General features: G+C 62.6%; 28 protein-coding genes. 12 read left to right on the top strand and 16 right to left on the bottom strand.

The annotated features are described in order from the left end of the window. Together NKH57_RS19560 and NKH57_RS19555 are read right to left on the bottom strand one after the other, a co-directional pair. Window positions 1–133: transposase family protein (locus NKH57_RS19560; protein ID WP_352946324.1), on the bottom strand; the 133-nt coding region annotated here is incomplete at its 3' end. Window positions 134–301: 168 nt separating this feature from the next. Further along, window positions 302–2,323, bottom strand: a complete 2,022-nt coding sequence (locus tag NKH57_RS19555; protein WP_352946318.1) for an amidase — start codon at window positions 2,321–2,323, stop codon at window positions 302–304. Window positions 2,324–2,468: 145 nt separating this feature from the next. Between NKH57_RS19555 and NKH57_RS19550 the strand changes: the two genes are divergently transcribed. Together NKH57_RS19550 and NKH57_RS19545 are read left to right on the top strand one after the other, a co-directional pair. After that, entirely contained in the window at window positions 2,469–2,744 is a 276-nt protein-coding gene (locus tag NKH57_RS19550; protein ID WP_352946315.1) for a hypothetical protein, read from the top strand. Window positions 2,745–3,212: 468 nt separating this feature from the next. After that, on the top strand, window positions 3,213–3,410 hold the full coding sequence (locus NKH57_RS19545) for a hypothetical protein (protein WP_352946313.1): 198 nt from the start codon (window positions 3,213–3,215) through the stop codon (window positions 3,408–3,410). Window positions 3,411–3,506: 96 nt separating this feature from the next. On the opposite strand, the gene NKH57_RS19540 is transcribed toward NKH57_RS19545, so the two are convergent. Next, complete coding sequence (locus NKH57_RS19540; protein ID WP_352946311.1) at window positions 3,507–4,082, bottom strand: TetR/AcrR family transcriptional regulator; 576 nt, start codon at window positions 4,080–4,082, stop codon at window positions 3,507–3,509. Between the two features lie 103 nt (window positions 4,083–4,185). On the opposite strand from NKH57_RS19540, the gene NKH57_RS19535 reads away from it, so the two are divergent. The 3 genes from NKH57_RS19535 to NKH57_RS19525 all read left to right on the top strand — a co-directional run bounded on the left by NKH57_RS19535 (window position 4,186) and on the right by NKH57_RS19525 (window position 7,018). Then, window positions 4,186–4,998 (top strand): oxidoreductase, encoded by an 813-nt coding sequence (locus NKH57_RS19535; RefSeq protein WP_352606394.1) that lies wholly within the window; start codon window positions 4,186–4,188, stop codon window positions 4,996–4,998. A 30-nt stretch (window positions 4,999–5,028) separates the two neighbouring features. Continuing rightward, window positions 5,029–5,952, top strand: coding sequence for an alpha/beta fold hydrolase (locus tag NKH57_RS19530; RefSeq protein WP_352946308.1), 924 nt, complete (start codon window positions 5,029–5,031; stop codon window positions 5,950–5,952). A 64-nt stretch (window positions 5,953–6,016) separates the two neighbouring features. Beyond that, window positions 6,017–7,018, top strand: a complete 1,002-nt coding sequence (locus NKH57_RS19525; RefSeq protein WP_352946305.1) for an NADP-dependent oxidoreductase — start codon at window positions 6,017–6,019, stop codon at window positions 7,016–7,018. Window positions 7,019–7,038: 20 nt separating this feature from the next. On the opposite strand, the gene NKH57_RS19520 is transcribed toward NKH57_RS19525, so the two are convergent. Further along, a complete protein-coding gene (locus NKH57_RS19520) occupies window positions 7,039–7,521 on the bottom strand; it encodes a VOC family protein (protein WP_352606388.1) in 483 nt (160 codons plus the stop codon). A gap of 160 nt (window positions 7,522–7,681) precedes the next feature. On the opposite strand from NKH57_RS19520, the gene NKH57_RS19515 reads away from it, so the two are divergent. After that, window positions 7,682–7,831 (top strand): hypothetical protein, encoded by a 150-nt coding sequence (locus NKH57_RS19515; protein ID WP_023759550.1) that lies wholly within the window; start codon window positions 7,682–7,684, stop codon window positions 7,829–7,831. Between the two features lie 59 nt (window positions 7,832–7,890). Here the strand turns inward: NKH57_RS19515 and NKH57_RS19510 are convergent, their stop codons facing one another. The 3 genes from NKH57_RS19510 to NKH57_RS19500 all read right to left on the bottom strand — a co-directional run bounded on the left by NKH57_RS19510 (window position 7,891) and on the right by NKH57_RS19500 (window position 10,179). Then, window positions 7,891–9,039 (bottom strand): amidohydrolase, encoded by a 1,149-nt coding sequence (locus NKH57_RS19510; protein WP_352946302.1) that lies wholly within the window; start codon window positions 9,037–9,039, stop codon window positions 7,891–7,893. A gap of 142 nt (window positions 9,040–9,181) precedes the next feature. Further along, a complete protein-coding gene (locus tag NKH57_RS19505) occupies window positions 9,182–9,637 on the bottom strand; it encodes a hypothetical protein (RefSeq protein WP_352946300.1) in 456 nt (151 codons plus the stop codon). Between the two features lie 98 nt (window positions 9,638–9,735). After that, entirely contained in the window at window positions 9,736–10,179 is a 444-nt protein-coding gene (locus NKH57_RS19500) for an SRPBCC family protein (RefSeq protein WP_023760001.1), read from the bottom strand. Between the two features lie 252 nt (window positions 10,180–10,431). Between NKH57_RS19500 and NKH57_RS19495 the strand changes: the two genes are divergently transcribed. Next, window positions 10,432–10,575, top strand: a complete 144-nt coding sequence (locus NKH57_RS19495) for a hypothetical protein (protein ID WP_023760002.1) — start codon at window positions 10,432–10,434, stop codon at window positions 10,573–10,575. A 31-nt stretch (window positions 10,576–10,606) separates the two neighbouring features. Here NKH57_RS19495 and NKH57_RS19490 read toward each other — a convergent pair whose 3' ends face one another. Together NKH57_RS19490 and NKH57_RS19485 are read right to left on the bottom strand one after the other, a co-directional pair. After that, the gene (locus NKH57_RS19490) at window positions 10,607–12,817 is read right to left on the bottom strand and encodes a cation:proton antiporter domain-containing protein (protein WP_502907314.1); all 2,211 of its coding nucleotides are present in this window, start codon (window positions 12,815–12,817) and stop codon (window positions 10,607–10,609) included. A gap of 209 nt (window positions 12,818–13,026) precedes the next feature. Beyond that, entirely contained in the window at window positions 13,027–13,719 is a 693-nt protein-coding gene (locus NKH57_RS19485; protein ID WP_023760004.1) for a DUF2270 domain-containing protein, read from the bottom strand. A 437-nt stretch (window positions 13,720–14,156) separates the two neighbouring features. Here NKH57_RS19485 and NKH57_RS19480 point away from each other — a divergent pair, with 437 nt between their 5' ends. After that, window positions 14,157–14,672, top strand: a complete 516-nt coding sequence (locus tag NKH57_RS19480) for an Hsp20/alpha crystallin family protein (RefSeq protein ID WP_031260414.1) — start codon at window positions 14,157–14,159, stop codon at window positions 14,670–14,672. Between the two features lie 130 nt (window positions 14,673–14,802). Next, window positions 14,803–15,519, top strand: a complete 717-nt coding sequence (locus NKH57_RS19475; protein WP_023760007.1) for a gamma-glutamylcyclotransferase — start codon at window positions 14,803–14,805, stop codon at window positions 15,517–15,519. On the opposite strand, the gene NKH57_RS19470 is transcribed toward NKH57_RS19475, so the two are convergent. From NKH57_RS19470 to NKH57_RS19450, 5 genes are all read right to left on the bottom strand, one after another. Beyond that, window positions 15,506–17,485, bottom strand: a complete 1,980-nt coding sequence (locus NKH57_RS19470; RefSeq protein WP_352946295.1) for a glycoside hydrolase family 127 protein — start codon at window positions 17,483–17,485, stop codon at window positions 15,506–15,508. The genes NKH57_RS19475 and NKH57_RS19470 overlap by 14 nt on opposite strands. A gap of 22 nt (window positions 17,486–17,507) precedes the next feature. Next, window positions 17,508–18,365: a carbohydrate ABC transporter permease gene (locus NKH57_RS19465; RefSeq protein WP_023760009.1), complete on the bottom strand. Its 858-nt coding sequence runs from the start codon at window positions 18,363–18,365 to the stop codon at window positions 17,508–17,510. Then, window positions 18,365–19,288, bottom strand: a complete 924-nt coding sequence (locus NKH57_RS19460) for a carbohydrate ABC transporter permease (RefSeq protein ID WP_352606373.1) — start codon at window positions 19,286–19,288, stop codon at window positions 18,365–18,367. The genes NKH57_RS19465 and NKH57_RS19460 overlap by 1 nt, the downstream gene beginning before the upstream one ends. Window positions 19,289–19,620: 332 nt before the next feature. Then, the gene (locus NKH57_RS19455; protein WP_023760011.1) at window positions 19,621–20,868 is read right to left on the bottom strand and encodes an ABC transporter substrate-binding protein; all 1,248 of its coding nucleotides are present in this window, start codon (window positions 20,866–20,868) and stop codon (window positions 19,621–19,623) included. 63 nt (window positions 20,869–20,931) lie between these two features. Further along, window positions 20,932–21,975, bottom strand: a complete 1,044-nt coding sequence (locus NKH57_RS19450; RefSeq protein WP_023760012.1) for a LacI family DNA-binding transcriptional regulator — start codon at window positions 21,973–21,975, stop codon at window positions 20,932–20,934. 454 nt (window positions 21,976–22,429) lie between these two features. Here NKH57_RS19450 and NKH57_RS19445 point away from each other — a divergent pair, with 454 nt between their 5' ends. After that, on the top strand, window positions 22,430–22,618 hold the full coding sequence (locus NKH57_RS19445; RefSeq protein ID WP_352833723.1) for a type II toxin-antitoxin system HicA family toxin: 189 nt from the start codon (window positions 22,430–22,432) through the stop codon (window positions 22,616–22,618). Window positions 22,619–22,623: 5 nt separating this feature from the next. Continuing rightward, on the top strand, window positions 22,624–23,025 hold the full coding sequence (locus tag NKH57_RS19440) for a type II toxin-antitoxin system HicB family antitoxin (protein WP_352833720.1): 402 nt from the start codon (window positions 22,624–22,626) through the stop codon (window positions 23,023–23,025). Between the two features lie 209 nt (window positions 23,026–23,234). Here NKH57_RS19440 and NKH57_RS19435 read toward each other — a convergent pair whose 3' ends face one another. Together NKH57_RS19435 and NKH57_RS19430 are read right to left on the bottom strand one after the other, a co-directional pair. Next, window positions 23,235–23,501 carry a DUF1488 family protein gene (locus NKH57_RS19435; RefSeq protein WP_023760014.1) on the bottom strand — a complete coding sequence of 89 codons (267 nt, stop codon included), beginning with the start codon at window positions 23,499–23,501 and terminating at the stop codon, window positions 23,235–23,237. Further along, a complete protein-coding gene (locus NKH57_RS19430) occupies window positions 23,498–23,746 on the bottom strand; it encodes a hypothetical protein (RefSeq protein WP_023760015.1) in 249 nt (82 codons plus the stop codon). The genes NKH57_RS19435 and NKH57_RS19430 overlap by 4 nt, the downstream gene beginning before the upstream one ends. Before the next feature lie 249 nt (window positions 23,747–23,995). Here NKH57_RS19430 and NKH57_RS19425 point away from each other — a divergent pair, with 249 nt between their 5' ends. Next, window positions 23,996–24,358 carry a co-chaperone GroES gene (locus NKH57_RS19425; protein WP_352946289.1) on the top strand — a complete coding sequence of 121 codons (363 nt, stop codon included), beginning with the start codon at window positions 23,996–23,998 and terminating at the stop codon, window positions 24,356–24,358. The last annotated feature ends 5 nt before the right edge of the window (window positions 24,359–24,363 follow it).

Below are 24,363 nucleotides of genomic sequence, written 5' to 3'. Positions count from 1 at the left end.
CAATGTCAACACAGCTCTTGGCCCCACACAGGGTCGCAAGCAGAGCCAAGAACAGAAGCTCCGCCAGATCATGACGCGCGTTGATGTCACGCGGATCCCGAATTTCACGCAAAATCGAAAGCAGAAACGGCATTGGGTCTCCTCTTCAAAGAGAAGGCCCCTAAAGAATCAACCTTTCCACTCAACGCAAGACTTACTCTTACTCATATGCGATTCCCCTGCCCTTGCGGGGGAGATGTCCGGCAGGACAGAGGGGGGCGCCAAGGAACTCGACGGCGGTGCTGGGTTCTTCCCGCTCCGCTCACCCGATGCCACCGGCGACAGCATAAGCACCAGCCGTCCGTCCATCCTCCAGGCGCACTACCGCCGTTACGATCGACCCATACGAGCCGCGCCAGACGCTGTGGGACCGCTGATGCTCGGCGGCCGGGACGAGCGCACGCCCGCTGAAGCGCGCGCCGCTGCGCTGCAGTGCGACCGCCTCGCCGCTGACGTGCACTTTGACGCTGGCCGCCTCGGCGGCTTCGTTGGGCAGGTCGAGCGTGATGAGGATCTCGTGCTGCTCGCCGGAAGGCCGCGTCTCGGCGGCGAGTTTTATGGCAAACGGCGACGCCTTGCCGTCGCCGGCTCGGGCAGGGCGGCTCGAAAAGGCTTCGTCGGGCAGCTCGGGCGTGCGCGGCGGGCGGGTCCGGCGCTGCGTGGAGTGTTCGAAATCGCCGGCCATGCGCAGCAGCCTTTCGTCCTCGTAAGCCTTGCCGGCGAAGGTCAGGCCGACCGGCATTTCGATATCGGCCATGGTTCCCATCGGCACGGTGACCGTCGGGATGCCGAAATGGCGCCAGACCAGATTGCCGTTGGCGACCCAGGTGCCGTTGCGCCAGGCAATGGCGGCGGATGCATCGTTGACGTCGGCGTCGGACGGGCCGACATCGGCGGCGGCGGGCAGCACCACCGCGTCGATGCCCAGTGCATCCAGCCAGTCCTCGAAATCGATCCGTCTCGTCGTCTCCAGCCCCTTCAGGCCCTCTTCGAGCGTTGGAATGTCCGCGAAAGGCGTGACGCCGGCTCGCGCCCGCTCGACATACTCGGCCAGGTCAAAGCCGCCTTCGTAGCGGTCGGGCAGTGTGCCCGGCGGGTGCGGGAAGATTTTGGGGCCATCGACCGAAACGAGATCGGGCAGGGCGGGATCGGCGTTGGCGCGCAAAAAGTCGTCCCAGCCCCAGATGCAGAGATCCCAGAGTTCGCGCTCGGCGAAATCTTGCGGCACCAGCCCGCGCTCGACCATGGTGCGCGCGCCGGGGCGGTCGCGCTCGTAGTTGGAGACGACGGGAAAATCGACCTCGATCACCTCGGCGCCAAGCCGCCTGAGATCGGCGGCGGCCTGCTCCCACAGGGCAAGCACCGAGGCCCGGGTTTCGATCGGCGCATCGGCGTCGCTGTCGCGGCCGATATACATTTTGGGCACGCCGAGGCGCATGCCTTTCAACGATCCCGCCTGTGCGAGGTCGGTATAGCGTGGCGGCCGCACGTCGGAGCTTTTCGGCAAGACGACCCAAGGCTGCGCACGCCAGAAATCGCCTCTCGTCTCGGGATCGTCGGCGACGATCACGTCGAGCAGTTCGAGCATGTCGGGCACGCTGCGCGTGTGCGGCACCACGACATCCATGGTTGGCACCAGCGGCCAGTTGCCGCGCACCGAAATGATGCCGCGCGATGGCGTGTAGGCGACCAGCGCGTTGTTGGTCGCCGGCGCGCGGCCCGACGACCAGGTCTCTTCGCCAAGCCCGAAGGCGCAGAAGCTGGCTGCCGTCGCCGTGCCGGAGCCGTTGGATGAGCCCGACGCGAAGGCCGCAGTCAGATAGTCGGCATTGTAAGGGCTTTCGGCGCGGCCGTAGACGCCGCGTTGCATGCCGCCATTGGCCATCGGCGGCATGTTGGTCAGGCCGATCAGCACGGCGCCGCCGGCGCGCAGCCGGGCGATGGTGAAGGCATCCTCATTGGCAATGAGATGCTCGAAGGCTGGCGAGCCAGCAGCCACCGTCAGGCCGGATACCTTGTAGCTGTCTTTGGCAGTGTAGGGGATGCCGTCGAGCGGCCCGAGCATGGCGCCGTTGCGGCGCCGCTGGTCGGAGGCGGCCGCCTCCTCGAACATCGCCGGATTGAGCACCGGAACGGCGTTGAGGGTTATGCCGTGGCGGTCGAAATGCGCGATGCGCCTGAGATACGCACCGACCAGTTCGATGCTGGTGACAGTGCCGTCGTCGAGCGCGCGGCGCAATTGGCCGATCGTCGCTTCGACGAGATGAAGGCTGGCATCGGTCATCGCTGGTCCCAAATTTCCACGGGCCATGGATGAGCGAGGCAGCAGACTTCGGCAAGAGCCTATCGCGATCTTCGTTGGAACTTTTGTCCGGCTGGCCATGTTGGGTGTATAGTGCGATTCCGAAATGGCCAGGAGGGTGCTGCCGATGACCACGAAATGCGTTGCGATCCTAGCTCTCGCTGTGGCAACGGGCTCAAGCCTCTGTGCCCCGGCCTTCGCTGGCGACCGGCATTACGACCGCCGAGCCCACTCCGAACGCTACGTTCCCGCCGAAGGCGATCTCATCGACATCCTGTTTGGCGGCCCGCGTTACTATGATCAGCAGCTGTTCACGACGGCGGCCGGCGCCTGTTCCTACCATCGCGTCGGACCAGATGCGAATGCGTTGAACAAAATCAACGATCATCACTGCGGGAAGTAAGGCAGTAGGCAGTAGGCAGTAGGCAGTAGGCAGTAGGCAGTAGGCTAGGCCTCGACGCTGGCCGCTTTCCTCTATCGCTCGATATCGGTCATCCGCGCCAGGTCGCGACTGCAAGGTCGGTCAGTGGCTTCGCCGACCGCTACGGCATGCTCCTATCAATGCCCGGCGTTTCCGCATGTCTTCCACTAAGTTGAGACGCGTCAAGTTTTAGAACGGCGCTCAGGGATTTTTTGACCGTGCAGCCCTACGCCATGCCTGGCTTGGCGGCATTCGCTACAACCAAAGCGTGAAAAAGATATCGCGGAGGAAACCTTTTAGGAGTATCGGCGGTAGTAGCTGCTTTTGTGCAGGGGAGATTTGGGATGGAGCGTTTCGAAATCCTGGAAGAGCCGACAGGCCCATTCTCGATTTCGACACATTCACGGAACTGCCGGTGGGGGAGGTTGTAGAGCGTTGGGAGGTGAAACAATGCTTGGTCAGGACGACCTGATCCGAGCGGCCGTCGGACGGCTGCTCGCCGAGAAGACAGGTGCCGCCGTCATATCGATGAAAGAGAGCATCAGGGAGCTTCTGACGCTGACCGGTGCCGGGCTGGACGAAAGACTGCAGGACCTGTTGCTGGAAATGGCCGAAGTTCGCGGCATGACGGTCGCTCTCGACCTCTAGGATCGCCGTCGGCTTGTCGCGCGACTTCGGCAGATCGCACAAGGTTGAGCCTGTGCGGAGCTTTGCGTGTTGCGCCAATCCGTTTGAGGATGTCCTTTACGTGCCCATGCGAGGCTGGACCAGCGTCCGCGCCGCGTCTTTCCCTGCCGCGAGGATGCGATCGGACAATTCGGTTCCTTTGACAGCGCGGGCCATTTGAAGCGCACCGATGACCGTCGCAAAGACAGCAAGCGCCACGCCTTCCGGGTCCTTGGCCCGCGGAAGTGCCTCACCCAATTGGCGCACCAAAGCCAGCAAATGGTCGGTATAGGCGTCGCGCGTTTCAGGTGGCTGACGCGCCAGCTCCGGCAGCAGCGCGGCTGACGCGCAGCCCTTTCCCGGATTGTCTCGATGCTCGGCCGAGAGATACGCCTCAATGGCCATCTCCGGGCCACCCGCGGCCAATGCTTCCGCCATCTGCTGCGCCTGAAGCTCCATGGCTGCCGCCACGCTTTCGCGCACAAGCTCCGCCTTGGATTGGAAGTGGGGATAAAACGCGCCGTTCGTCAGGCCGGCGTCGCTCATGATGGTCGCAAGTCCGGACGCGGCTATGCCGTCGCCGCGAAAGCGGTCGGCGGCGACCTCCATGATCCGGCTGCGTGACGCGTCTTTCCGGCCCTTTTCGTAACGCATGGCTGCCATTCCTTTCTGCTATTGCATTATGAGCATAATCTGATATTATGAGTATAATTCAACGGGCGCATAAAAGCTAGCCCCCATCAGCTTGGAGCACGAAATGACTATGAATTCGGGAAAAACCGCGATCGTTACCGGAGCCTCCTCGGGCATCGGCCGCGCCAGCGCCGAGGCGCTAGTGCGGGCAGGGTTCACTGTTTTCGGAACGAGCCGCCGCAAGGCCAACGGCCCGGACGGGGTGACCATGCTGATTTGTGATGTGACCGATGGCGAGGCCGTCACCGCACTTGTCTCAACGGTGCTCGCGCAGACCGGCCGGATCGACCTCTTGGTCAACAATGCCGGCGTCGGTCTGCTTGGAGGCGCCGAGGAATCCTCAGTGGCACAAGTGCAGGCTCTGTTCGACGTCAATCTGTTCGGTGTCATCCGCGTGACCAATGCGGTGTTGCCGTCGATGCGGCGGCGCGGCGAAGGACGCATCGTCAATATCGGCTCGGTATTGGGATTCGTGCCGGCGCCGTATTCAGCGTATTATTCGGCGGTCAAGCACGCGCTCGAGGGCTATTCGGAATCGCTCGATCACGAGGTTCGTGCCTTCAATATCCGCGTCTCGGTCATCGAGCCGGCGTTCGTCCGTACCGTCTTCGACCAGAACGGGATCGAGCCGGATTCCCTGTTGAAAGAATACGATCGGGCACGAGCCGGACTCGAAGCGCTCCTTCGCGATGTGATGCCTGTAGCCGATCGACCGGAAGTGGTGGCCCAGGTGGTCGTCAAGGCGGCGACCGATGCCAATCCGCGACGGCGCTATACCGCCGGCAAAGCAGCGCGCCAGGTCAGCCTTCTGCGCCGCTTTGCCCCCGCGGGGATATTCGACAAGAGCCTGCGCAAGCAGTTCCGCCTGCCGGTCTGAAGAACAGTCAGATAGAGGATCTCACGCAACATGCGCCTAGCAACGACGACACAATTGGCCAATCCCCACAAGACGGAGGTGCCAAGCACGACGCATAGGTTCAATCAGTCGCCCCGCTCACCGGCGTCGTTCCAGGACACGCCGACGCGTTCGGTGGATGTCGGCGGCACGGCGTTCGTCTACCGGGAGCTCGGCCCCAGGACCGGCGTCCCGGTGATCCTGCTCAACCATCTCGCTGCTCAACTGGACAACTTCGATCCACGCATCGTCGATGGCCTCGCCGCGACCCGGTGGGTGATTGCCTTCGACAACAGGGGCATCGGTGCTTCGGGCGGCAAAACGCCGTCAAGCGTTGCCGAGATGGCACGGGATGCGGTCGCCTTTATCCGGGCGCTGGGGCTCGAAGAAGTAGATCTCTTCGGCTTTTCGCTCGGCGGCTTCGTCGCGCAGGAGATCGTGCTGAGCGAGCCCAGGCTTGTGCGCAAGCTCATCCTGGCCGGCACCGGGCCGGCCGGTGGCGAAGGCATCGACAAGGTGACGCCGTTGACGATCGTCGACATGATCAAGGGGGCGCTTACTCTTCGAGATCCGAAATACTATCTCTTCTTCACAAGGACAGCGAATGGGCGCCGCGCCGCCAAAGCTTTCCTGCGGCGGTTGACGGAGCGCCACGCCGATCGCGACAAGCCGGTATCGCTGAGCGCGTTCCGCGCCCAGCTCAAGGCGATCAAGGCTTACGGACTGCAGGCGCCGCAGGACCTGAGCGCCATCCGAATTCCTGCTTTGGTTGCGAACGGAGATCACGACAGGATGGTGCCAACCGGCAACACGCACGATCTCGCCCGGCGTATCCCTGGAGCGCAACTGGTGATCTATCCCGATGCCGGACATGGCGGGGTCTTCCAGTACCACGCCGATTTCGTCTTGAAGGCCTTGGCCTTCCTCGATGCCTGACGTCTTTCTCAGGGCGGTTTTTTCGTCGCGGAACATCAACAAACATTTTCAGGAAGTCACTGTCATGAAGGCATTCGTCGTCGATAAATATAACAAGAAGGGCATTCTGCGGCTGGCCGAGATGCCGGAGCCGGTGCTTGGGGACAATGACGTCCTGGTCGAGGTCCACGCCGCGGCCGTGAACCTCCTCGATTCCAAGATCAGAACCGGCGAGTTCAAGCTCATCCTGCCCTATCGCAGGCCCATTATCCTGGGCCATGACGTGGCCGGTAGGATTGTCCGCGTGGGATCGAAAGTCCGCAAGTTCAAACCTGGCGACGATGTCTATGCACGGCCGCGCGATGGACGGATCGGTGCATTCGCCGAGTTCATCGCCATGGACGAAGCCGACGTGGCCCTGAAGCCCAAAAATCTCAGCATGGAAGAGGCGGCCTCGATCCCGCTGGTCGGGTTGACCGCCTGGCAGGCGCTCATTGAAAGGGCAAACCTAGGGAAGGGACAGAAAGTCTTCATTCAGGCCGGTTCCGGCGGCGTGGGAACGTTCGCCATCCAATTGGCAAAGCACCTCGGCGCCACGGTTGCGACCACCGCGAGCGCGGCGAGTGCCGACCTGGTCAAGGGCCTCGGCGCCGATATCGTCGTCGACTACAGGAAGGACGACTTCGAGAAAGTTCTGTCGGGATACGACGTCGTCTTGAACAGCCAGGACGCAAAGACGCTTGAAAAATCGCTGAATGTGCTGAAACCGGGTGGGAAATTGATCTCCATCTCCGGTCCGCCGGATCCCGAATTCGCCCGGGAAAAGGGACTGAACCCCGTGCTGAGGCTGATACTGCGCCTGTTGAGCCGAGATATCCGGACCAAAGCCAAACGCCGCGGCGTGAAGTTCTCGTTCCTTTTCATGTGGGCGCAGGGTGATCAGTTGAGCAAGATTGCATCCCTCATCGAATCCGGAGCGATCCGCCCGGCTGTCGATCGGATATTTCCCTTCGAAGCGACCAACGAGGCTCTGGCTTACGTCGAAAGCGGACGTGCCAAGGGCAAGGTCGTCATCAAGGTCAGATAAAACTCGGCAGTGAAAGAGCCTCAGCCGCGCCGGGCCGCGTCGATCGCTGCGACGTCTATCTTCTTCATGTCCATCATTGCATCGAACGCGCGCTTGGCTTCGTCGCCGCCGGCCGCCATCGCCTCGATCAGTGTGCGCGGCGTGATTTGCCAGGACACGCCCCATTTGTCCTTGCACCAGCCGCACGCACTCTCCTGGCCGCCATTGCCGACAATGGCATTCCAGTAGCGGTCGGTTTCCTGCTGATCGTCGGTGGCGATCTGGAACGAGAAGGCCCCGCTTTGCTTGAACGCGGAGCCGCCGTTCAGTCCGATGCAGGGAATGCCGGCGACGGTGAATTCGACCGTCAGCACATCGCCCTGCTTGCCGGACGGAAAATCGCTCGGCGCACGGTGAATGGCCCCCACCTTGGTGTCTGGAAAGGTCTCCGCGTAGAAACGAGCCGCAGCCTCGGCGTCCTTGTCGAACCAGAGGCAAATCGTGTTCTTCGGCGTCTTTGGCACTGCGTGTTCCTTTCGATCTAAAGGCTGATTTCCGTCCTCGCGTTCCACCCGCGCTCTTGTGACATAGGTCGCCAACCGCTTCTCGCCACTGCCGCAGCCCGCATGGACCGACGGAACCGGCGTGGCCCTGACGAATTCAATATTGGCACAGGAGGTTGCCATGATCCGCAAGCTGAAGTCCGGGGAGTTCCGACTCTATTCCCGGAAGGTCGATCCAAAAACCCACAAGCGCAGAAATCTCGGTACGTTCAAATCGCGCGAGGCCGCCGAGAAGCACGAGCGTGAGGTCCAGTACTTCAAGCGGCATTAGCGCACGCTGCGTTCGCCAGCTGCGGATGTCCATCTGCGTCAGGCTGTTCCAACATCGAGTCAGCCCAGAACATTGCGTGCCGCGCGCATGAAAATCCTTGAGCCGATCGGGATCAGCTCGTCGGGAAAGTCATAGTCTGGATTGTGCAATGCCGGGTGCCGCTCGCCTGCGCCGAGGAAGAACATCGCCGATGACGCGCTGTGGCCGAACAGGCCGAAATCTTCCGAGGCGCGCATCGGCAGCGCTTCTTCGCTGTGCGCGACGCCCTCTTCGCCGAGCGCGCGTTGCAGGTGCTCCACCGCATCCTGCGCGTTGACGCTGGCGACGAAGATTTCGTGATAGTCCCACCGGGCAGCGAGGCGATGCTCGGCGGCAATCTTCGCGACCAGCGCCTCGGCGGCGGCGCACAGGTCAGCCATACGCTCGTCGCGGCGGGTCCGCAGTGTCGCCCACACCTCGGCATGACCAGGCGCGATGCCGAACACGGCTTCGCCCATCGCGGCATGAGTAACGGTGATCATGGAGAAGTCGTCATCGGCGAAGGTCCCGCGCCCGAGCGCGGGCAGGGCCGGCATCAGCTGGCTGATCGCCAGCATCGGCGAGACGCCGGTCTCCGGCATCGACGAATGCGCGGTCTTGCCCTCCAGCACGATGCGCATGCCGCGTGAGGCGCAGTTGACCACGCCGGTTTTGAGCCGCACTTCGCCGAACGGCACGCCGGGCAAGTTGTGCAGCGAGAAGGCGAAATCCGGCGCGATCTCGCCGAAGCGCGGATCGGCGACGATGCCGGCCGCGCCATTGCCGGTTTCTTCCGCCGGCTGGAACATCAGCACGACGCGGCCGCTTGCCGGCCTCTCGCGCCCGAGCTGGCGGCCGAGGGATGCAAGGATCGCGGTATGCCCGTCATGGCCGCACATATGCGACTTGCCAGGCACGCGCGACGAATGCGGTACGCCCGAAAGTTCTTCGATCGGCAAGGCATCGAGCTCCGATCGGAACAGCACCGTCGGCCCCGCTCTGCCGCTGTCGTATATGGCCGCGACGCCGTGGCCGCCCAAGCCGGTCAGCACCTTGTCCGGTCTGGTATCGGCGAGGAAGTCGACGACCTCTTTTGCCGTCTTCTCCTCTTCGTTCGAGATTTCCGGATGCTGGTGCAACTGGCGCCGCCACGCGGTCAATTCGACGATGTCCCGGTTGGTAAGGGTCATGCTCTTTGGCCTCCGCTGCATTCACGACACGCCCGGAGGCGTCAAACTGCGATGACGAGTATCGACAAATGGCTGTGCCTGCCACACTCCAATCTTCAGGCTTTAGCGGGCCAGGCAACGCCGCAATGCCTCGCGAATGGTCCTAGCGCACGCGATTGGGGCACAGGGCTTTGAACTGGTCCAGAGTGTAGTCGTATCCCGAGGCACCCGAGCCATCCAGCACCACATTGTCGTCGGTGTCCGATATCAAATAGTCCGTCGTCGCGTCCGCATCGGGGTTGCGGCCCTGGAACCGCATGTTCGCACCATAGAGGGTGGTGAATTTGCCGGTCCGGCAGTTCGCGGTGATCTCGAGGTGCAAGGGCGTTTGCAACTCCTTGGCAATGCAGTCCTCGGTCACCTTGCCAACATAGTCGCGGCAGAAGGCGATTGCATTCCGCCTTGTGTGCCCGGTCAGTATCCTGGCATGCGAAGAGCCGATGCCGGATGCCTTGACGATTGTGACCTCCATGCCCGCCCTGCCGCCGTAGTAAAGCGTTTTGGCCTCAGCCGAAGAGGCAAGGATTACAGCGCAAAGCACGGCCAGGAAACGTCGCATGCAAACCTCCCTTTGGGTGGAAAAGGTCCACATGCGCCGTCTCTGGTCAAGCTCTCCGTGCCGCTTTTTGTGCGACACCCAAAGCTGGCGGCCGCAGCCTACTGATTGATCTCGGGTTCGACGAGCTTTGCCAGGTTCCTGAGCGATTCCTGCCAGCCGAGATAGCAGGCCTCGACCGGAATCGCATCCGGAATGCCGGCCTGGGTGATGTCGATCTCGGTGCCGACCGACACTTTTTTCAAGATTACGGTCACCTGGATCTCGCCGGGCAGGTTGGGGTCGTCGAATCGGTCGGTATAGCGCAGGCGTTCTCCTGGAACGAGTTCGAGATACTCGCCGCCGAAGGAATGGCTGCCGCCGGTCGTGAAGTTGCGGAAGGCCATCTTGAACGTCCCGCCGACCTTCGCCTCAAGGTGATCGACCGTGCAGGTGAAGCCGTTCGGCGGAAGCCATTTCGCCAGCGCATCCGCCTCGGTGAAGGCGCGATAGACCTTCTGCGGGCTGGTCGTCAGAACGCGGTGCAGACGTACGGTGCCGGGCATATTCCAGATCCTTTCGTGATTGTTTGTTCAATGGCCAAAGGACGAACGAGAGGCGGCCAGTCCGACATAGCTCCCGGATTTCTTTTTTAAAGGCCTCGCTGCCTGTTCGACTGCGCACGCATGGCGTGCGCTTGTTCAACCCTGCGCCCCCCGGCCAATGGTCGGCTATTCGATCTAATTTCTTTGCAAACCGTTAATGCGGCCATGCTGTTAATAAGCATTTGCTAATCAAGCGATCCGCCTGGAGTAGCCATGACCAAGAATCTCGGCAACGCGCGTTATATGCCGCCAAAGGACGCCAGGATCTCCGTGTTCAGCAAGGCCGCACCGGCACTGTTCCCGCTGGTCGTGGCGGCGCTGGGCTACATGATCGGCAAGCACTTCTTCGGCTTCTAGGCTCGAATGCCGTCTTCCGGCGGAGTGTAGATCAAGCGCCAACCTCGGTAACCTCCTTTCTGGCCTCCGCGGAGCGGATGCGTTCGCTGGCCAGAAGCACCACCGGGCAGGTGACGGCGGCAAGCACCGCCGTCGCGGTATCGCCGAAGAACAGCTCTTCGCCCGGCCTTTGCGTTACACCCATCACCACCAGGGCAGCCCCCTTGGCGACCTCCCTGGCGATCGCCTTGTCAGGGGTGGCGCGGGTGCGGATTGCGGTGTCGACCTGTACGCCATACCGAACGGCCAGATCGGCAATATCCTTCAGCATGGCTTCTTCGCGCCGGTGCGAGACGGACGTGATCCTCCCGCCTTGCCGCGCCGCCTTCGAGACGTAGAGAACCTTCACGCGCGCCCGACTCGGGCGTGCCAGCGCCAGGGCCAGATCGGCGGCGCGGCGCGACACTTCGGTGCCGTTGACGGGAACCAGTATGGTGGTTCCGGTCCGCAATACCGGCATCTTGCCGGTGGATCCGGCGCCTTTCAGCACCAGGCATAGCGGGCCGTCGAACCCTTCGGTGATGTCGTTCAGCGCCGGTGTGAACGACCCCTTCACCGTGAAAGCGTCTTCCAGGCCGAGCAGCAGCAGGCCGTAGCCTTTGCGGGCCTCCTCGGCGATCGTCGCGGCTGTCGCCCCGGATTCAGTGCGGGTGGTCAGATGGACTTTCGCGACCAAGGTGTCCTCGGCCTTGCTGACGGCCTTTGCGCTCTTCCGCGCACCCTTCTTCACTTCCTTGACTGACTGTTCCGGGCCCTTGTCGCGGGTCGGGCCGGCGAGCTTGCCATCCTTGAGATGGAGCAAAGTGGTCGGCATGCCGCTGCCGCCGCCAACCAGTCCGGCGAGGTAGGCGGTGAACTTGCCGATCGGGCTGTCGTCGACCAGCAGCAGCAACCGCTCAAGCTTCGAGATGAAGCCGCGCTCGTCGAGCAATTCGCGGTCGACGCGCTGCTTCTCGACATCGTCGACAGGCAAGCGGCCGAGCGCCCAGCGCAACATTGGTGGCATGGCGAGCGTGGTGAGGGCGGCCATGGTGACGATCATGGTGAAGAGGTTGTGGGAGAGGATGTTCATCGACAGGCCGATGCTGGCGACGATAACCTCGGTCGAGCCGCGTGCGTTCATGGCGCTGCCGACGGCGATTGCCTCCTTCAGCGACATGCCGGCAATCCTGCCGCCGAGGAAGGCGCCGCCGAACTTGCCGATACTGGCAATGACCAGCAGCGCCAGCGTCAGCAGCGCCAGCGTCGGGTCGGCAAGCACGGTGAGGTCGGCTGACAGGCCGGCCATGCCGAAGAAGATTGGCATGAACAGCGCTGTGATGACGCCGCGCAATTGGCCCTCGATGTGGGCGGACAGGATCGGCGATTCGCCAACAAGGATGCCCGCGACGAAGGCACCGAGGACGGTGTGCACACCGATCAGATTGGTGATCAGCGCCATCACGCCCATGATGAGGAGGATGACGGTGATGACGGCGTATTCGCTGCGGAAAGAGTCGTTGCTCCAGCGGATCAGCATGAACACCAGCCGGCGGCCTATGGTGAAGGAGAACACCATGAACAGCGCCACCTCGGCGACCGTGGTGAGCAGCGGCAGCAGCTGCAGGCTGCCGTTGGTGGCGATGCCGAAGGTGACGGCGATGATGAGCCAGCCGATCGTATCCTCGATGATCGCCGATGAGATGATGACCTGGCCGAGATTGCGGCGCATGAAGTTCATTTCGCGCACCACCATGGCGACGATCTTGACTGAGGAGATCGATAGCGCCGTGCCCAGGAACAGCCCGGCGACGACGCGCTGCGTCGGGTTGGGCAGCAATGTGTCGGGCAGGAACTGCGCCAGTGCGAAACCGCAGACGAAGGGCACGATGACGCCGGTGATCGAGATCGAAAAGCAGGCCGCGCCCACCCGACGCACGAGGCGCAGGTCTGTCTCCATGCCGGTCAACAGCAGAAGCAGCAGAATGCCGAGCTGCGAGACCGCGTCGATCATGCTTTTCTGCGCCGGATCGGTCGAGAAGATCAGGTGCTGCGCGTCGGGCCACAGCCAGCCGAACAATGAGGGCCCGAGCAGGATGCCGCCGATGAGCTGGCCCATGACCGCCGGCTGACCGTGGCGCTGGAAGATCTCTCCGACACCCCGGCCGACCAGAAGCAGCAAGACGATCTCGGCGACGAACACCCCCTCCGCCGAGCCACCCATGCCCGAAGCGTGGCCTGCCGGCTGCGCGGCGAAGGTCGTGCCTGCCGACGCCAAACCGAATACGGCCAGCAAAAGGGCCGGCGCAATGCTGCGTGACGTCGTTGCCGATTCGACAGGTCATGAATTCCCTCAAAACGCCTCGGCAGACTGACCATCACAACGCGCAGGCCATCATTTGCGTTGCAGCCGCGTGTCGCCAGACATCGACGTCAAACATGGACGTCGCCGAAGGAAAGTTCGCCGTCGTCGCCGGCCACGAAAAAGACGATGGCGAACAGCCCGGCATAGAATGCCGCCACAACGACCACGATCGCCACACCGGGAATGGGGCCAAGGGCGGCGCTGTCGACGGCCTCGCGAAGCGAACCGACAAACCCGGTCCTGAGGCCCACGGCCTGAAGACTGGGGGTCGATATCTTGACCATCCAGGCCAGCAGTAGGATCAGGAACAGGTAGATGTAGTTTCGCCGCAGGCGGCGCGCCAGCGCAGCGCGCTGCGACAGCAGAAACTTCGGCGCGCGCAGGCCTTCGCCGACGATGAGCAGCCAATCAGAGGCAAAGTCGGGTTGCGGGGAGAAGATCTGCGCGAAATAGTGACGCTCGAACTGGCGCACGCGAGCCCGATAGAAATCGAAGAAGCGATAGCGGCGCGCCTCGATCCACAGCAGCAGGAGGATCAGCAGCATGGCGAACAGCAGCACGCCGTGATGCGCACTGGCCGTGGACAGCGACACCGAAAGCAGCGCCGCCACCACCGTGATCGCCCAGTTCGTCGTCCGGTCGAGCCGATCTCGCCACCCCGCCATGCGCGCGATCTCAGCGCGATGAAAATGCGATAGCGTGTTGACCCGTTCGGCCGATGTAAGCACCGGCCCGATGGGCTTCGCCGACGCATCGTTCATAACGCCCTCCAACTGAGTAAAACGCCTCAGACTTGGTCTCGTTCCGCGGTGTCCGGATTTCGCACCGGCCGGCGGCCTCCGCCGTGACCGCCACGCGCGCCGGCGCCACCGCAGTTCTACGATCACATTGCATTATCGGATCTTGACCCCACCGCGGCAAACCCCAAATCAATCATACCGGTGCCGACGCGGGCGCCGGCTTCATGGCGGCGCCGCGGAGAGTGGTGGTTTTGTGGCCGTCAAACTCGGGCACCAGGTAGCCGGAGGCGATGAAGGCCCGCGAGACCTGGTCCAGGGTGTTTCCCAGGTGGAGCGGATCGGAACAGAAGGGAGCGAAAAACAGAAAGCGCAAATGGGGTGTGGGTCGGACGGCACATTGTCCCCCGGAGCATGGCATGTAAACGAACAAAAACCAGGATCAAGAAAGGAGCAATGCAATGACCATTCGTGATCTAATGCCATGGAGCCGCGACGCCAACCAGGCTTCTACCCTGTTTCGCGACCGCGACCAGGACCCGTTCATGAGCCTGCATCGCGAGATGAGCCGCCTTGTCGACGACATGTTTCGCGGCTTCGGCTCACGGCTTCCGTCCATGTTGTCTTCGGCCGGCGGTAGCTGGCCCAGCGTGGAAATCTCCGAAACGGACAAGGAGATCCGTGTGACGGCCGAGATACCCGGCATGGAGGATAAGGACATCGAGGTGTTGCTCGATGACGGCGTCCTGACGTTGCGCGGTGAAAAACAGGCCGAAACCGACGACAAGGAACGTCAGTTCTCCGAGCGGTTCTACGGCCGCTTCGAACGTCGCATTCCGATCGGTTTCGAAGTCGAAGAGGACAAGGTAGCGGCCGATTTCCGCAATGGCGTGCTGTTCGTCACTTTGCCGAAGTCCGAGAAGGCGCAGAGCAGGACAAAGCGCATTCCCATCGGCGGCAAGAGCACCAAACACTAGAATAGACCAGCAGCCGGGCGAGCAAATCGCGCACGCCCGGCATCAGTCACCGGATTTCGCGCCGGTCACATGGACCTTGAGTATCCCTCTGCCTTGGGCAAACATGGCGGAGAGGGCCGGGGGCGCGAAAATGAACAAGCCGATTTCTGCCGTATCGCCGCGCAAGGCGCCGATGGCGCTGACCGAGGAGCTCGTCGCCCGCACCATGCGCGCGGTCGAGGATGCCGGGCCGACGCCGGGCATGGTCTACATGACCGACGCCGACTATGCGCGCGTCCGCGACGAGGTGCTGGCTTCGGCCCCGGTGGGGCCCACAAGGCTGTTCGCCTATGGTTCACTGTTGTGGAATCCGGTTGGCGAATTGCGTGGCGGCGAAAGGGCGGTGGCAACGGGCTGGCATCGGTCCTTCTGTTTCACCGTCAAGCGTTTTCGCGGCACGGTCGAGCGGCCCGGCCTGATGATGGCGCTCGATCGTGGCGGCCAGTGCCAGGGCATGGTGTTCGAGATCGCCGAACCGGTGGCGGCCAATCTCGAAGCGCTGCTGCGCCGCGAGATGACCGTTCTGCCCGCCGTCAACGTGCCGCGCTGGCTGCGGGTCAGGACAGGTGACGGCCTATGCCGCGCGCTTGGCTTCGTCGTCGATCCCGCCAATCCGCGTTATGCCGGCAAGCTCGACAAGCAGGTGATCGCGGCAACGCTGGCCACGGCCGTCGGTCATTGGGGCTCGGGCGCTGAATATCTGTTCGCGACCATCCGTCACCTCGAAACCTGCGGTATCCGCGACCGTAATCTTTGGCGATTGCAGGAACTGGTGGCCGAGGAGATAGGCCGCTTCACCCATCTCTGAGCCAAACCAGCATTTCGCCAGGCTCGCGGTTGTCCCAGGCGAAGTAGGGAATGGCGGTCAGGCGCGTCTCGGTAGTGGCCGGCGGTTCGGGCCTGTAGAGCCCGCTTTGCCATCCGTCTGCGGCATCGGCAAGTGCTGTAGCCGACAGCGTCACCACGCCGCCGAGAAGCTCGGGCCGGTGCTGCGCTTCGAGGCTGGCCGTCCTTGGCAGCGTCAGCCGATGCAGCTGGCTGTCATTGTCGGTCGCCTCGACGCAGTAGATCAGCGGCCCGCGCGACAGCGCGACGCGGCCGGCATCCTGGCGCACCTGCGGGTTGGCGTAAAGCCGCTCGATCGGCATTTCGAGATCGAGCCGCACCTGGTCGCCCTTCTTCCATGTCCGCCGGATCGCCGCGTAGCCGTCGCTGGTGACATCCGCCAACTTGACCGCCTCACCATTGACCTTGAGCGCAGCGTCGGTGCTCCACGCCGGGATGCGCAGGTGCAATGTGAACGCAACCGGCGCCTGCGGCTCGATCGTGATCTCGACGGCACCGTCCCAGGGATAGCGGCTTGCCTGCGTCAGGCTCACCGGCACGCCTGATATATCGAAGCGGGCGGTCGAGTCGCCATAGAGATGGACGGCCAGCGCGTCGTCGGCCAGGCTGTAGAAATAGCTGCCGATCGAGGCGACCATGCGCCCGATATTGGGCGGGCAGCAGGGGCAGCGGTGCCATTTCCACCTATTGTGCTTGCCTCGGCTTTCCAGCGGGTTTTCATAGAAGAACAGCGAGCCGTCGAGCGACAGGCCCGAGATCGAGCCATTGTAGAGGGCGCGTTCCATCATGTCGGCATAGCGGGCATTCGGCCCCATGCCGAGCATGCGGTTCGCCCAGAACACCAGTCCGACCGCGGCACAGGTCTCGGCATAGGCGCTTTCGTTGGGCAGATCGTAGTCGCTGGTGAAACCTTCATTGTGAGCCGACGGCCCGAGCCCGCCGGTGATGTAGAGGCTCTTGGTGGTGAGATCGTCCCACAGATGGTCGAGTGCCACTCGCAAGCTGTCGTCGCCATATTCGGTGGCGATGTCGGCCATGCCCGAATAGAGGTACATCGCCCTGACCGCATGGCCGACCACCTTGTCCTGCTCGCGCACTGGAATGTGCGATTGGCTGTATTCATAGGTCTTGAAATGGTAGGCCTTCGGGTCGGCGCCGCGGGCGCGGGCCTCCTCGTCGAAATAATGCGGCTGCTGGCCGCGCCGGTCGATGAAGTATTTGGCGAGATCCATGTATTTTCGCTCGCCGGTCACCCGCGCCAGCTTGACCAGCGCCAGCTCGATCTCCTCGTGGCCGCAATAGCCCTTCTTCTTGCCGGGTTCGGGGCCGAGCACCGACGCGATATGGTCGGCATAGCGGCACATGATGTCGAGCAGCTTGCGTTTTCCCGTCGCCTGGTAATAGGCGACCGCACCCTCGATGAGGTGGCCGGCGCAATAGAGTTCATGGCAGTCGCGCAGATTGGTCCAGCGCTTGCCGGGCTGGATGCGCTGGTACCAGCTCGAGAGATAGCCGTCCTCCTGCTGCAGTTTGCCGTACATGTCGATGACGGCATCGATCTTCTTCTCCAGTTCTGGATTCTTGCGCCGGTAGAGCGAATAGGCCGCGGTCTCGATCGTCTTGCCGAGATCGGAATCCCAGAACATCTGCGTGGTCACCGTCGACCCGGTGAATTCCGCGCCCTGGCGGTCGGCTTCGTCGGGCGAGGGCGAGTGGAAAGGAATGACGACGCCGGGCGAGGGCCGGTCCGGGTCGATCTGCTCCAGCATGCGGGCCTCGACGCAGCGGTCGTAGAGGATATCGGCGGTGCGTGTGGCTACCGCGTCGGCGCGGTCGCCCCAGAAGCCGTGCACGTCGACCTGCGGCACCGGCAGCGGGCGGAAGGCGAGCTTTGGTTTTCCGGTTTTTGCGGATGGCGATGCGGTCATGTACTCACTCCATTCGGTCTGTCTATTTGATGGCCCCGGCCATCAGGCCGCGGATGTAGAAGCGCTGCAGGACCAGGAACAGGATGAGGCAAGGCACCATCATGACTGTGACGCCCGCCTGCACCGCACCCCAGTCGATGGCGCCGAAGCGGCCCGACTGCAGTGCGGTCATCATCACCGGCAGCGTGAACTTGGACTGGTCGGTCATCAGCACGAGGGCTGCGAGGAACTCGTTCCAGGCGCCGAGGAAGGCAAACAGCGCGATGGTGACGACGCCCGGCCAGACCAGCGGCAGCATCACCTTCAACAGCATGGTGAGATTGCCGGCACCGTCCATGCGGGCGGCTTCCTCGATCTCGCGCGGCACCGCGTCGAATGCATTGCGCATCATGAAGATCGAGAACGGCAGCTGCAGCGTCACATAGACGCCGACCAGGCCGGTCAGCGTGTTGTGCAGGCCAAGCTTGGTCAGCACCAGGAAGATGGGCGTCAGGATCGACTGGAACGGGATCATGATCGTCGACAGGATGAGGATGAAGAACAGGTCCTTGAACGGAAACCGGAACCGCGAAAAGCCGTAGCCGGCCAGCACGCTGACGGCGACAGATAGCAGCACGGTCATCACCGAGACGTAGATGCTGTTTTGCGCCGAGACCCAGAGCCCGTCGCCGAAGCTGTTGAGCGTGGCATAGTTCTCCAGCGAAAAGCCTGATGTCGGCCAGGGCGGCAGCGGCGGCAGGCGTGCCTCGGCCGCTGGCTTGAACGCCGACAGCACCGCCCACACGATCGGCGCCGCAAACAGCACCGAGGCGATGATGCCGGTCGAATGCTCGCCGATGCTAGCGAGGAGCCGGCGGTTGGGGGAAGCGGCCTGCGCCATCAGTCGAGCCCCTCCGGCTTGCGCAGCAGCCACAGCTGGACGAGGCTGAGCGCCACCAGGACGACGAGCAGGACCATCGAGAGCGCGGCCCCGTAACCGAGCTTGAACGAGACGAAAGACTGGTTGAAGATCCAGTAGACGGCCGTCAGCGTCTGGTTGCGCGGACCGCCACGCAGGATGATGTAGAACTGGTCGAAAGCGAGGATCGAGCCGGCGACCGACAGGATCAGCGCGAGCGCCAGTGTGCGGCGCATCAGCGGCAGGGTGATCGCGCGGAACCTGGCGAACGGCCCGGCGCCGTCAATGACTGCGGCCTCCTGCAGGTCCTGCGGGATCGACTGCAGGCCGGCCATCAGGATGATCATGGTGAAGCCGGCGACCTTCCAGACGACCATGGCGATGATCGACCAGAAGGCCGGCTGGAAGGTGGCCAGCAGGTTGAATTTCTTGTCGATCAGGCCGAGATCGTAGGCGGCCGGGCTGAACAGGCCGGAATCGACATTCAAGAGCCATGACCAGAGCAGGCTGGCCGAGGCGAAACCGACCACCGCCGGCATGAAGAACATGGTCCGGTAGAGATTGGTCAGGGGCCGTGGGCGTTCGACGAACAGCGCCAGCGGGAACGCCACCACGAAGATCGCGATGGTGACGATCACGGTGTAGTAGGCGGTGAAGCGCAGCGCGTTCCAGAACCTTGTGTCGCGCAGGATAGCGACATAGTTGCCGAGGCCGACATAGCTGTGCTCGCCCATCAAGGGCCAGTTGTGCAGCGACATCCATGCCGTCATGCCGAGCGGGATGAGAAAGAAGACGACGACCAGCGCGATGGCCGGCGCTACATAGAGCAGGCCGATCCATTGCCGTCCGGCGCCGACGAGTCTTCGGGCGCGGGGCGGCGCGGTGATGGTTGCGATGGAGGTCATGGCTGCTCTGCTCTTGCTTTCCGTTCCCCTTGTGAGGAGGGAATTCCAGCTTGGGTTCCTCGCCCCCGCCAGAGGCGGGGGAGAGGTGGCCGCGAAGCGGCTGGAGAGGGGGCCTTCGTAGGGCGCAGTCCCCCTCTCCGTCTCGGCTTCGCCGAGCCACCTCTCCCCCACTCACGTGGGGGTGAGGAACCCAAGCTGGATAGGCCGAGCGGATGTCTCAAAGCTTCCATGTCGAATAGCCTGCATTGACGGATGCGATGTCATCCTCCCCTCAAGGGGGAGCTGGGGCGGCCACCCGCCCAGGGAGACGAGCGGGCGGCCGGCAGACGCCGCTATTTCTGCGGCGCCTGGTCGATGATCGACTGCATCGTCTCCTGCGCATTGGCGATCGCGCCGTCGACGTCGTCGCCGAAGAAGACCTCGTTGATCATCTGCGTCCACGGCCCGTTGGCGGAGTTGATCAGGTCGTTGAACACCACCGAATAGGGCGTGCGGCCCTTGGCCATGGCCTCGGCGGCGATCTGGTAGCGCGGATCGAGATCCTTCAGCGCTTCCTTGGCGATGTCGCCGCGCACCGGCAGGCTGCCGTATTTGGCGAGGATGGTCTGGCCCTCGAGCGAATAGGCGAAATCGAGGAATTCCTTCACCACGGGCAGTTTCGTGGTGCCCTTGGTGACGACGAAATTGTCGCCGCCGGCAAAGGACGACCAGCCGCTATCCTTGCCCGGCAGGAAGGTGACGCCGTAGTCGATATCGGGATACTGGGTGTTGAGCGCGCCGATGGCGAAGGCGCCGGAGGGTGAGATACCGATATTGCCGGCGGCGAAGGCGGCGAAGAAGTTGGCGCCGGTGTCGGTCTGCGCGCCTGCCGGCACCAGGTCCTTCTTGACCATCGAGCGGTAGAGATCGATGGCGCCGCGCAATTGCGGGCTATCCAGCGTCGCCTTGGACCCGTCCTCCGAGAGGATGTCGCCGCCAGACGCCCAGATCAGCGGCGTGAAGGTGAAGATATTGCAGCCGCCGCAATTGCCCGAGAAGTAAAAGCCCTTGATGTTGCCGCCGAGAGCGTTGACCTTCTCGGCGTCGGCCGCGATCTCGGCCCAGTTGGTCGGTCCCTTCTCAGGGTCGAGGCCGGCCTGCTTGAACAGCTTCTTGTTCCAGATCAGCACCGAAGCGTCGGCGGAGAACGGCAGGCCGTAAATGTGGTCCTTGTAGGTGCCGGTCTTCACATGCGCCGGCGACAGGCTGGCGAAATAGGGCAGGGACTTGGCCCAGTCGGTGATGTCCTCCAACTGGCCGGCAGCGGCGAAGGATGGCGTGTAGATCAGGTCGAGCGACAGCGCGTCCGGAGCAGTGCCGCCGGCGGCCGCAGCGCCATATTTCGGGATGATCTCGGCATTGGGGATGATGTCCAGCTTGACCTGGTTGGTGTGCGCCTTGTTGTAGGCGTCGACGATCCTCGGCATGAAATTCGAGCCGTCGGCGCGTACCCAGATGTTGGCCGTCTCGGCGGCGGCAGTACCGAGACCGCTACCCAGAACGGCAGCGGCCAGGGCCAGTTTGGCAATCAGGTTCCTCAAGTTCTCCTCCTCCAGGTTTGACCGCGCTCCGCGGCTTGGCGCCGATTGCGCGGCGCTTGGTTTTCAGCCATCCAGCGGATGGCCGCATGACTGCCGCACCACCAGCCGGCACGGCAGTTTTCGAATGCCCGGCGCGGCGGGCTTGCCGCCGACCAGCGAAAGCAGGGTCAGCCCGGCCTCGCGCCCGAGTGCGACCAGGTTCATGTCGATGGAGGTCAGCGGCGGGCGCGTTGCCTCGGCCACGATCTCCCAATTGTCGAAACCGATGACGCCGACATCGCGCGGAACGTTCAGGCCGCGCTCGCGCAAGGCATCGATAACGCCGCGCGCGATCTGGTCGTTGCCGCAGAAGACGGCGTCCGGCCTCTCGCTCTTGCCGTCGAATAGCTGCGCCACCGCCGCGTGGCCCCAGGCTTCCGACCAGGAGCCGAGCAGCGGCTCGGTGACCGGCAGGCCGTTTTCGATCAGCACGTCGCGGTAAGCCTGGGCGCGGGCGTGCACCACGGCAAAGCTCGCTGGGCCGGTGACATGGGCGATGCGCTTCCAGCCCAGCCGGCAAAGGTGCTCGACCGCCAGCCGGGCGCCGTCGGAATCGTCCGAAACGAAGGCGATGGCGTCGGGATCGGGCTGCGTGAAGGCATAGATCACCGGGACGCGCAGATTGCTGAGGTCGACGGGCAGATGGCGGTCGATGCGCTTGCCGGTGGCGATGATGCCGTCGACGCGCTTGTCGAGCATGGCATCGACATGCATCTGACCCAGCCGCGGATCCTCCTCGACATTGCACAGGAACACCGACACGCCATTGTCGACCAGCGCGTCCGAGATGCCCGACATCAGCGGCAGCGAGAAGCGGCCATAGGTATCATTGGTGAGCAGGCCGACAGTGAAGCTGCGCCGCCGGAGCAGGCTCTGCGCCAGGCTGTTGGGCCGGAAGCCGAGGCGCCGCGCCGTCTCGCGGATGCGTTCGCGCGTTTCGCCGGTCATTCGCCCCTGGTTGTTGAGCGCCTTCGAGGCGGTAGCGACGCTGACACCGGCCTGCGCGGCCACGTCACGCAAGGTGACTGGCTTGGAAAAGACCGGAACAGGCAGATCGTCCGATGGCATCGCGCCGAGAATCCTTAGCTGGGAAAAGGTTTTCTCTTACAGCCCGGAAAAGAACCGGCACGTGGCCAAGCCCGATCGGAAATGTTTGGAAAAACCTTTTCTCAAACTAAGGCTAAGCCAGATCTGATGGTCGTTCAAGCGGAAAAATGGTCTGGACAGGTAATGACTTCAGGTTTGGATTTCGCCCCGATGGTCGAGGAGATGGATCTCGGCTGATCCGCCGAAACCGGCTGCCGTCGGGCCGCACCATTGAGTCCGCGACCTCATCGCCTGAGTTGCCGTTGAGCGCGAGCCAGATGATCCAGGGAATCGAACCACGATGGAACCGGCACTGCTTTCGACAACAGCGGCGACAGCGACGATGTTCGCCAAGCGACCGCCGCGGTCATATAGGCTGATTCGCCTGGACCAGTTTTCATTGATATCGCGAGGATAAGTGTGTATTCATACACACATGAAGGGCGCCGATGTGATTGCAAGATTGGTTGGCGATGGATGGTTCGAAGTTGCTCGAAAAGGCAGTCATGCTCAGTTCAAGCATAACGACAAACCGGGACGGGTCACGGTTCCGCGCCCCAAGCGAGACATACCCATCGGCACCCTGCGCAGTATCGAAAAGCAGTCCGGATTGAGACTGAGGTGAGAGACATGAAGCAGTATATTGGACTTATCCATAAGGATGGCGAAAGCGACTTCGGCGTGTCTTTTCCTGATTTTCCTGGCTTGATTACGGCAGGTAAGGACTTGGATGACGCGCGAGTTATGGCCGAAGAGGCCCTTGCCTTTCATGTGGAAGGGCTTGTCGAAGATGGGGAGGCTATTCCAGAACCCTCGTCTCTAACCGAGGTTATGGCGTCGTCTGTCAACCGCGATGGTGTCGCCATTCTAGTTGGCCTGAAAACCGAAGCAAAAAAGGCGGTGCGGGTAAACGTCACTCTACCAGATGACGTTCTTCAGCGAATAGATGCCTTCGCCGAGGCTCATGGTTACACCCGTTCTGGATTTCTCGCCAAAGCGGCAGTGAAGGTAATGGAACTCGAGGCTACCTAACCCACCTTTCGTGACGAAAGGTGGGCGGAACTTCAGAGGCCAGCATCGCTTTCACTTGGAAGCGTCTTGGCCTCGACGATCATGACCCTGCGTTGCGTGACCATCGATACCCAAGACTGCGGTGTGGAGCCGCGAGCGCCACGGACCCGGCGTTAGGACGCGCGGAGGGCAGGGCGCAGGCCCTGATCGCCGTCGCCGCCATTCGGTCCTCAGCCGAAATCGGCTGCCGTCAGCACATACATGCTCCTGTGGGTGCGGTCGTAAGCCCTCGACGCCACTTCGCGGATGGCGCTGCCCTCGGTGTCGAATGTGGCGAGGTAACCGGCCTCATTGGCTGCGGCTGCTGGCTGCATCTTCGCCATCGCGTCGGCGGCGACCGAAAAGGAGATCTGGAACATGCCATCATAGCCGACGAAACGGATGCGCTGGCCGGCCTCGTCATAGCTGCGGCTACGGTTGGGGAAGGTGAGACTCATGTCTTGGCCTCCGTGGCTTTCTTGGTCACCCGCTTCTTCTTCGGCGTAGGATTGAGAGCCTCGGCGACGCGGTCAGCCTCTTCCTTGGCCAGCCGCAGTTCCCTGAGCCTTGCCGTCTTGATCTCCCGGGCCCTCGCTTCGGACATATATTCGGCGGTTGCCTTGTTTTTCTCCGCTGTCTTCTTCTGCTTGTCGACAAAGCGGGCTTCAGCTTTTTCCATGATCGTCTGATTGCCTTCGGCCATCGAAGAAATCTCCCTTGTACCTGAAATCGTGAAAGTGAACTCGTCCGACAAATAGGCACTCGATCGGCAAAATTCAATCTTTTGAATTATTTGACGATCTGCGGATATCACGAAACCGGCCGCCGAAATAATACTTTTGAATATTTAATTCGGGCGCGAATAATTTTTGGCACTCCTATCTATCGAGTGCCAATGCGTCTATAGAAAGGGGGCGTGGCCGCCTGTGCCGGCCCCAGAAAGAATGTTCCCATGAAATTTCGGCCACTCCACGACCGCGTCGTCATTCGTCGCGCCGAAGGCGATATCAAATCCAAGGGCGGTATCATCATCCCGGACAATGCCAAGGAAAAGCCCGCGGAAGGCGAAGTCATCGCCGTTGGGCCTGGCGCCCGTGACGAAAACGGCGCGCTTGTTCCACTCGACGTCAAGGCAGGCGACTTCATCCTGTTCGGCAAATGGTCGGGCACCGAGGTCAAGATCGATGGCGAGGACCTTCTGATCATGAAGGAAGCTGACATCATGGGCGTCATCGACAAGAGCGAGACTGGCGTGATCGACAAGAGCGAGACGGGCGTCATCGACAAGAGCGCGACCGCCAAGAAAGCTGCCTGATCTCA

The organism is Mesorhizobium sp. M1050, assembly GCF_040318715.1.
GTDB lineage: Bacteria > Pseudomonadota > Alphaproteobacteria > Rhizobiales > Rhizobiaceae > Mesorhizobium.
The sequence above is the reverse complement of the archived record's forward strand: the minus strand, read 5'-3'. Positions and strand labels throughout refer to the sequence as shown.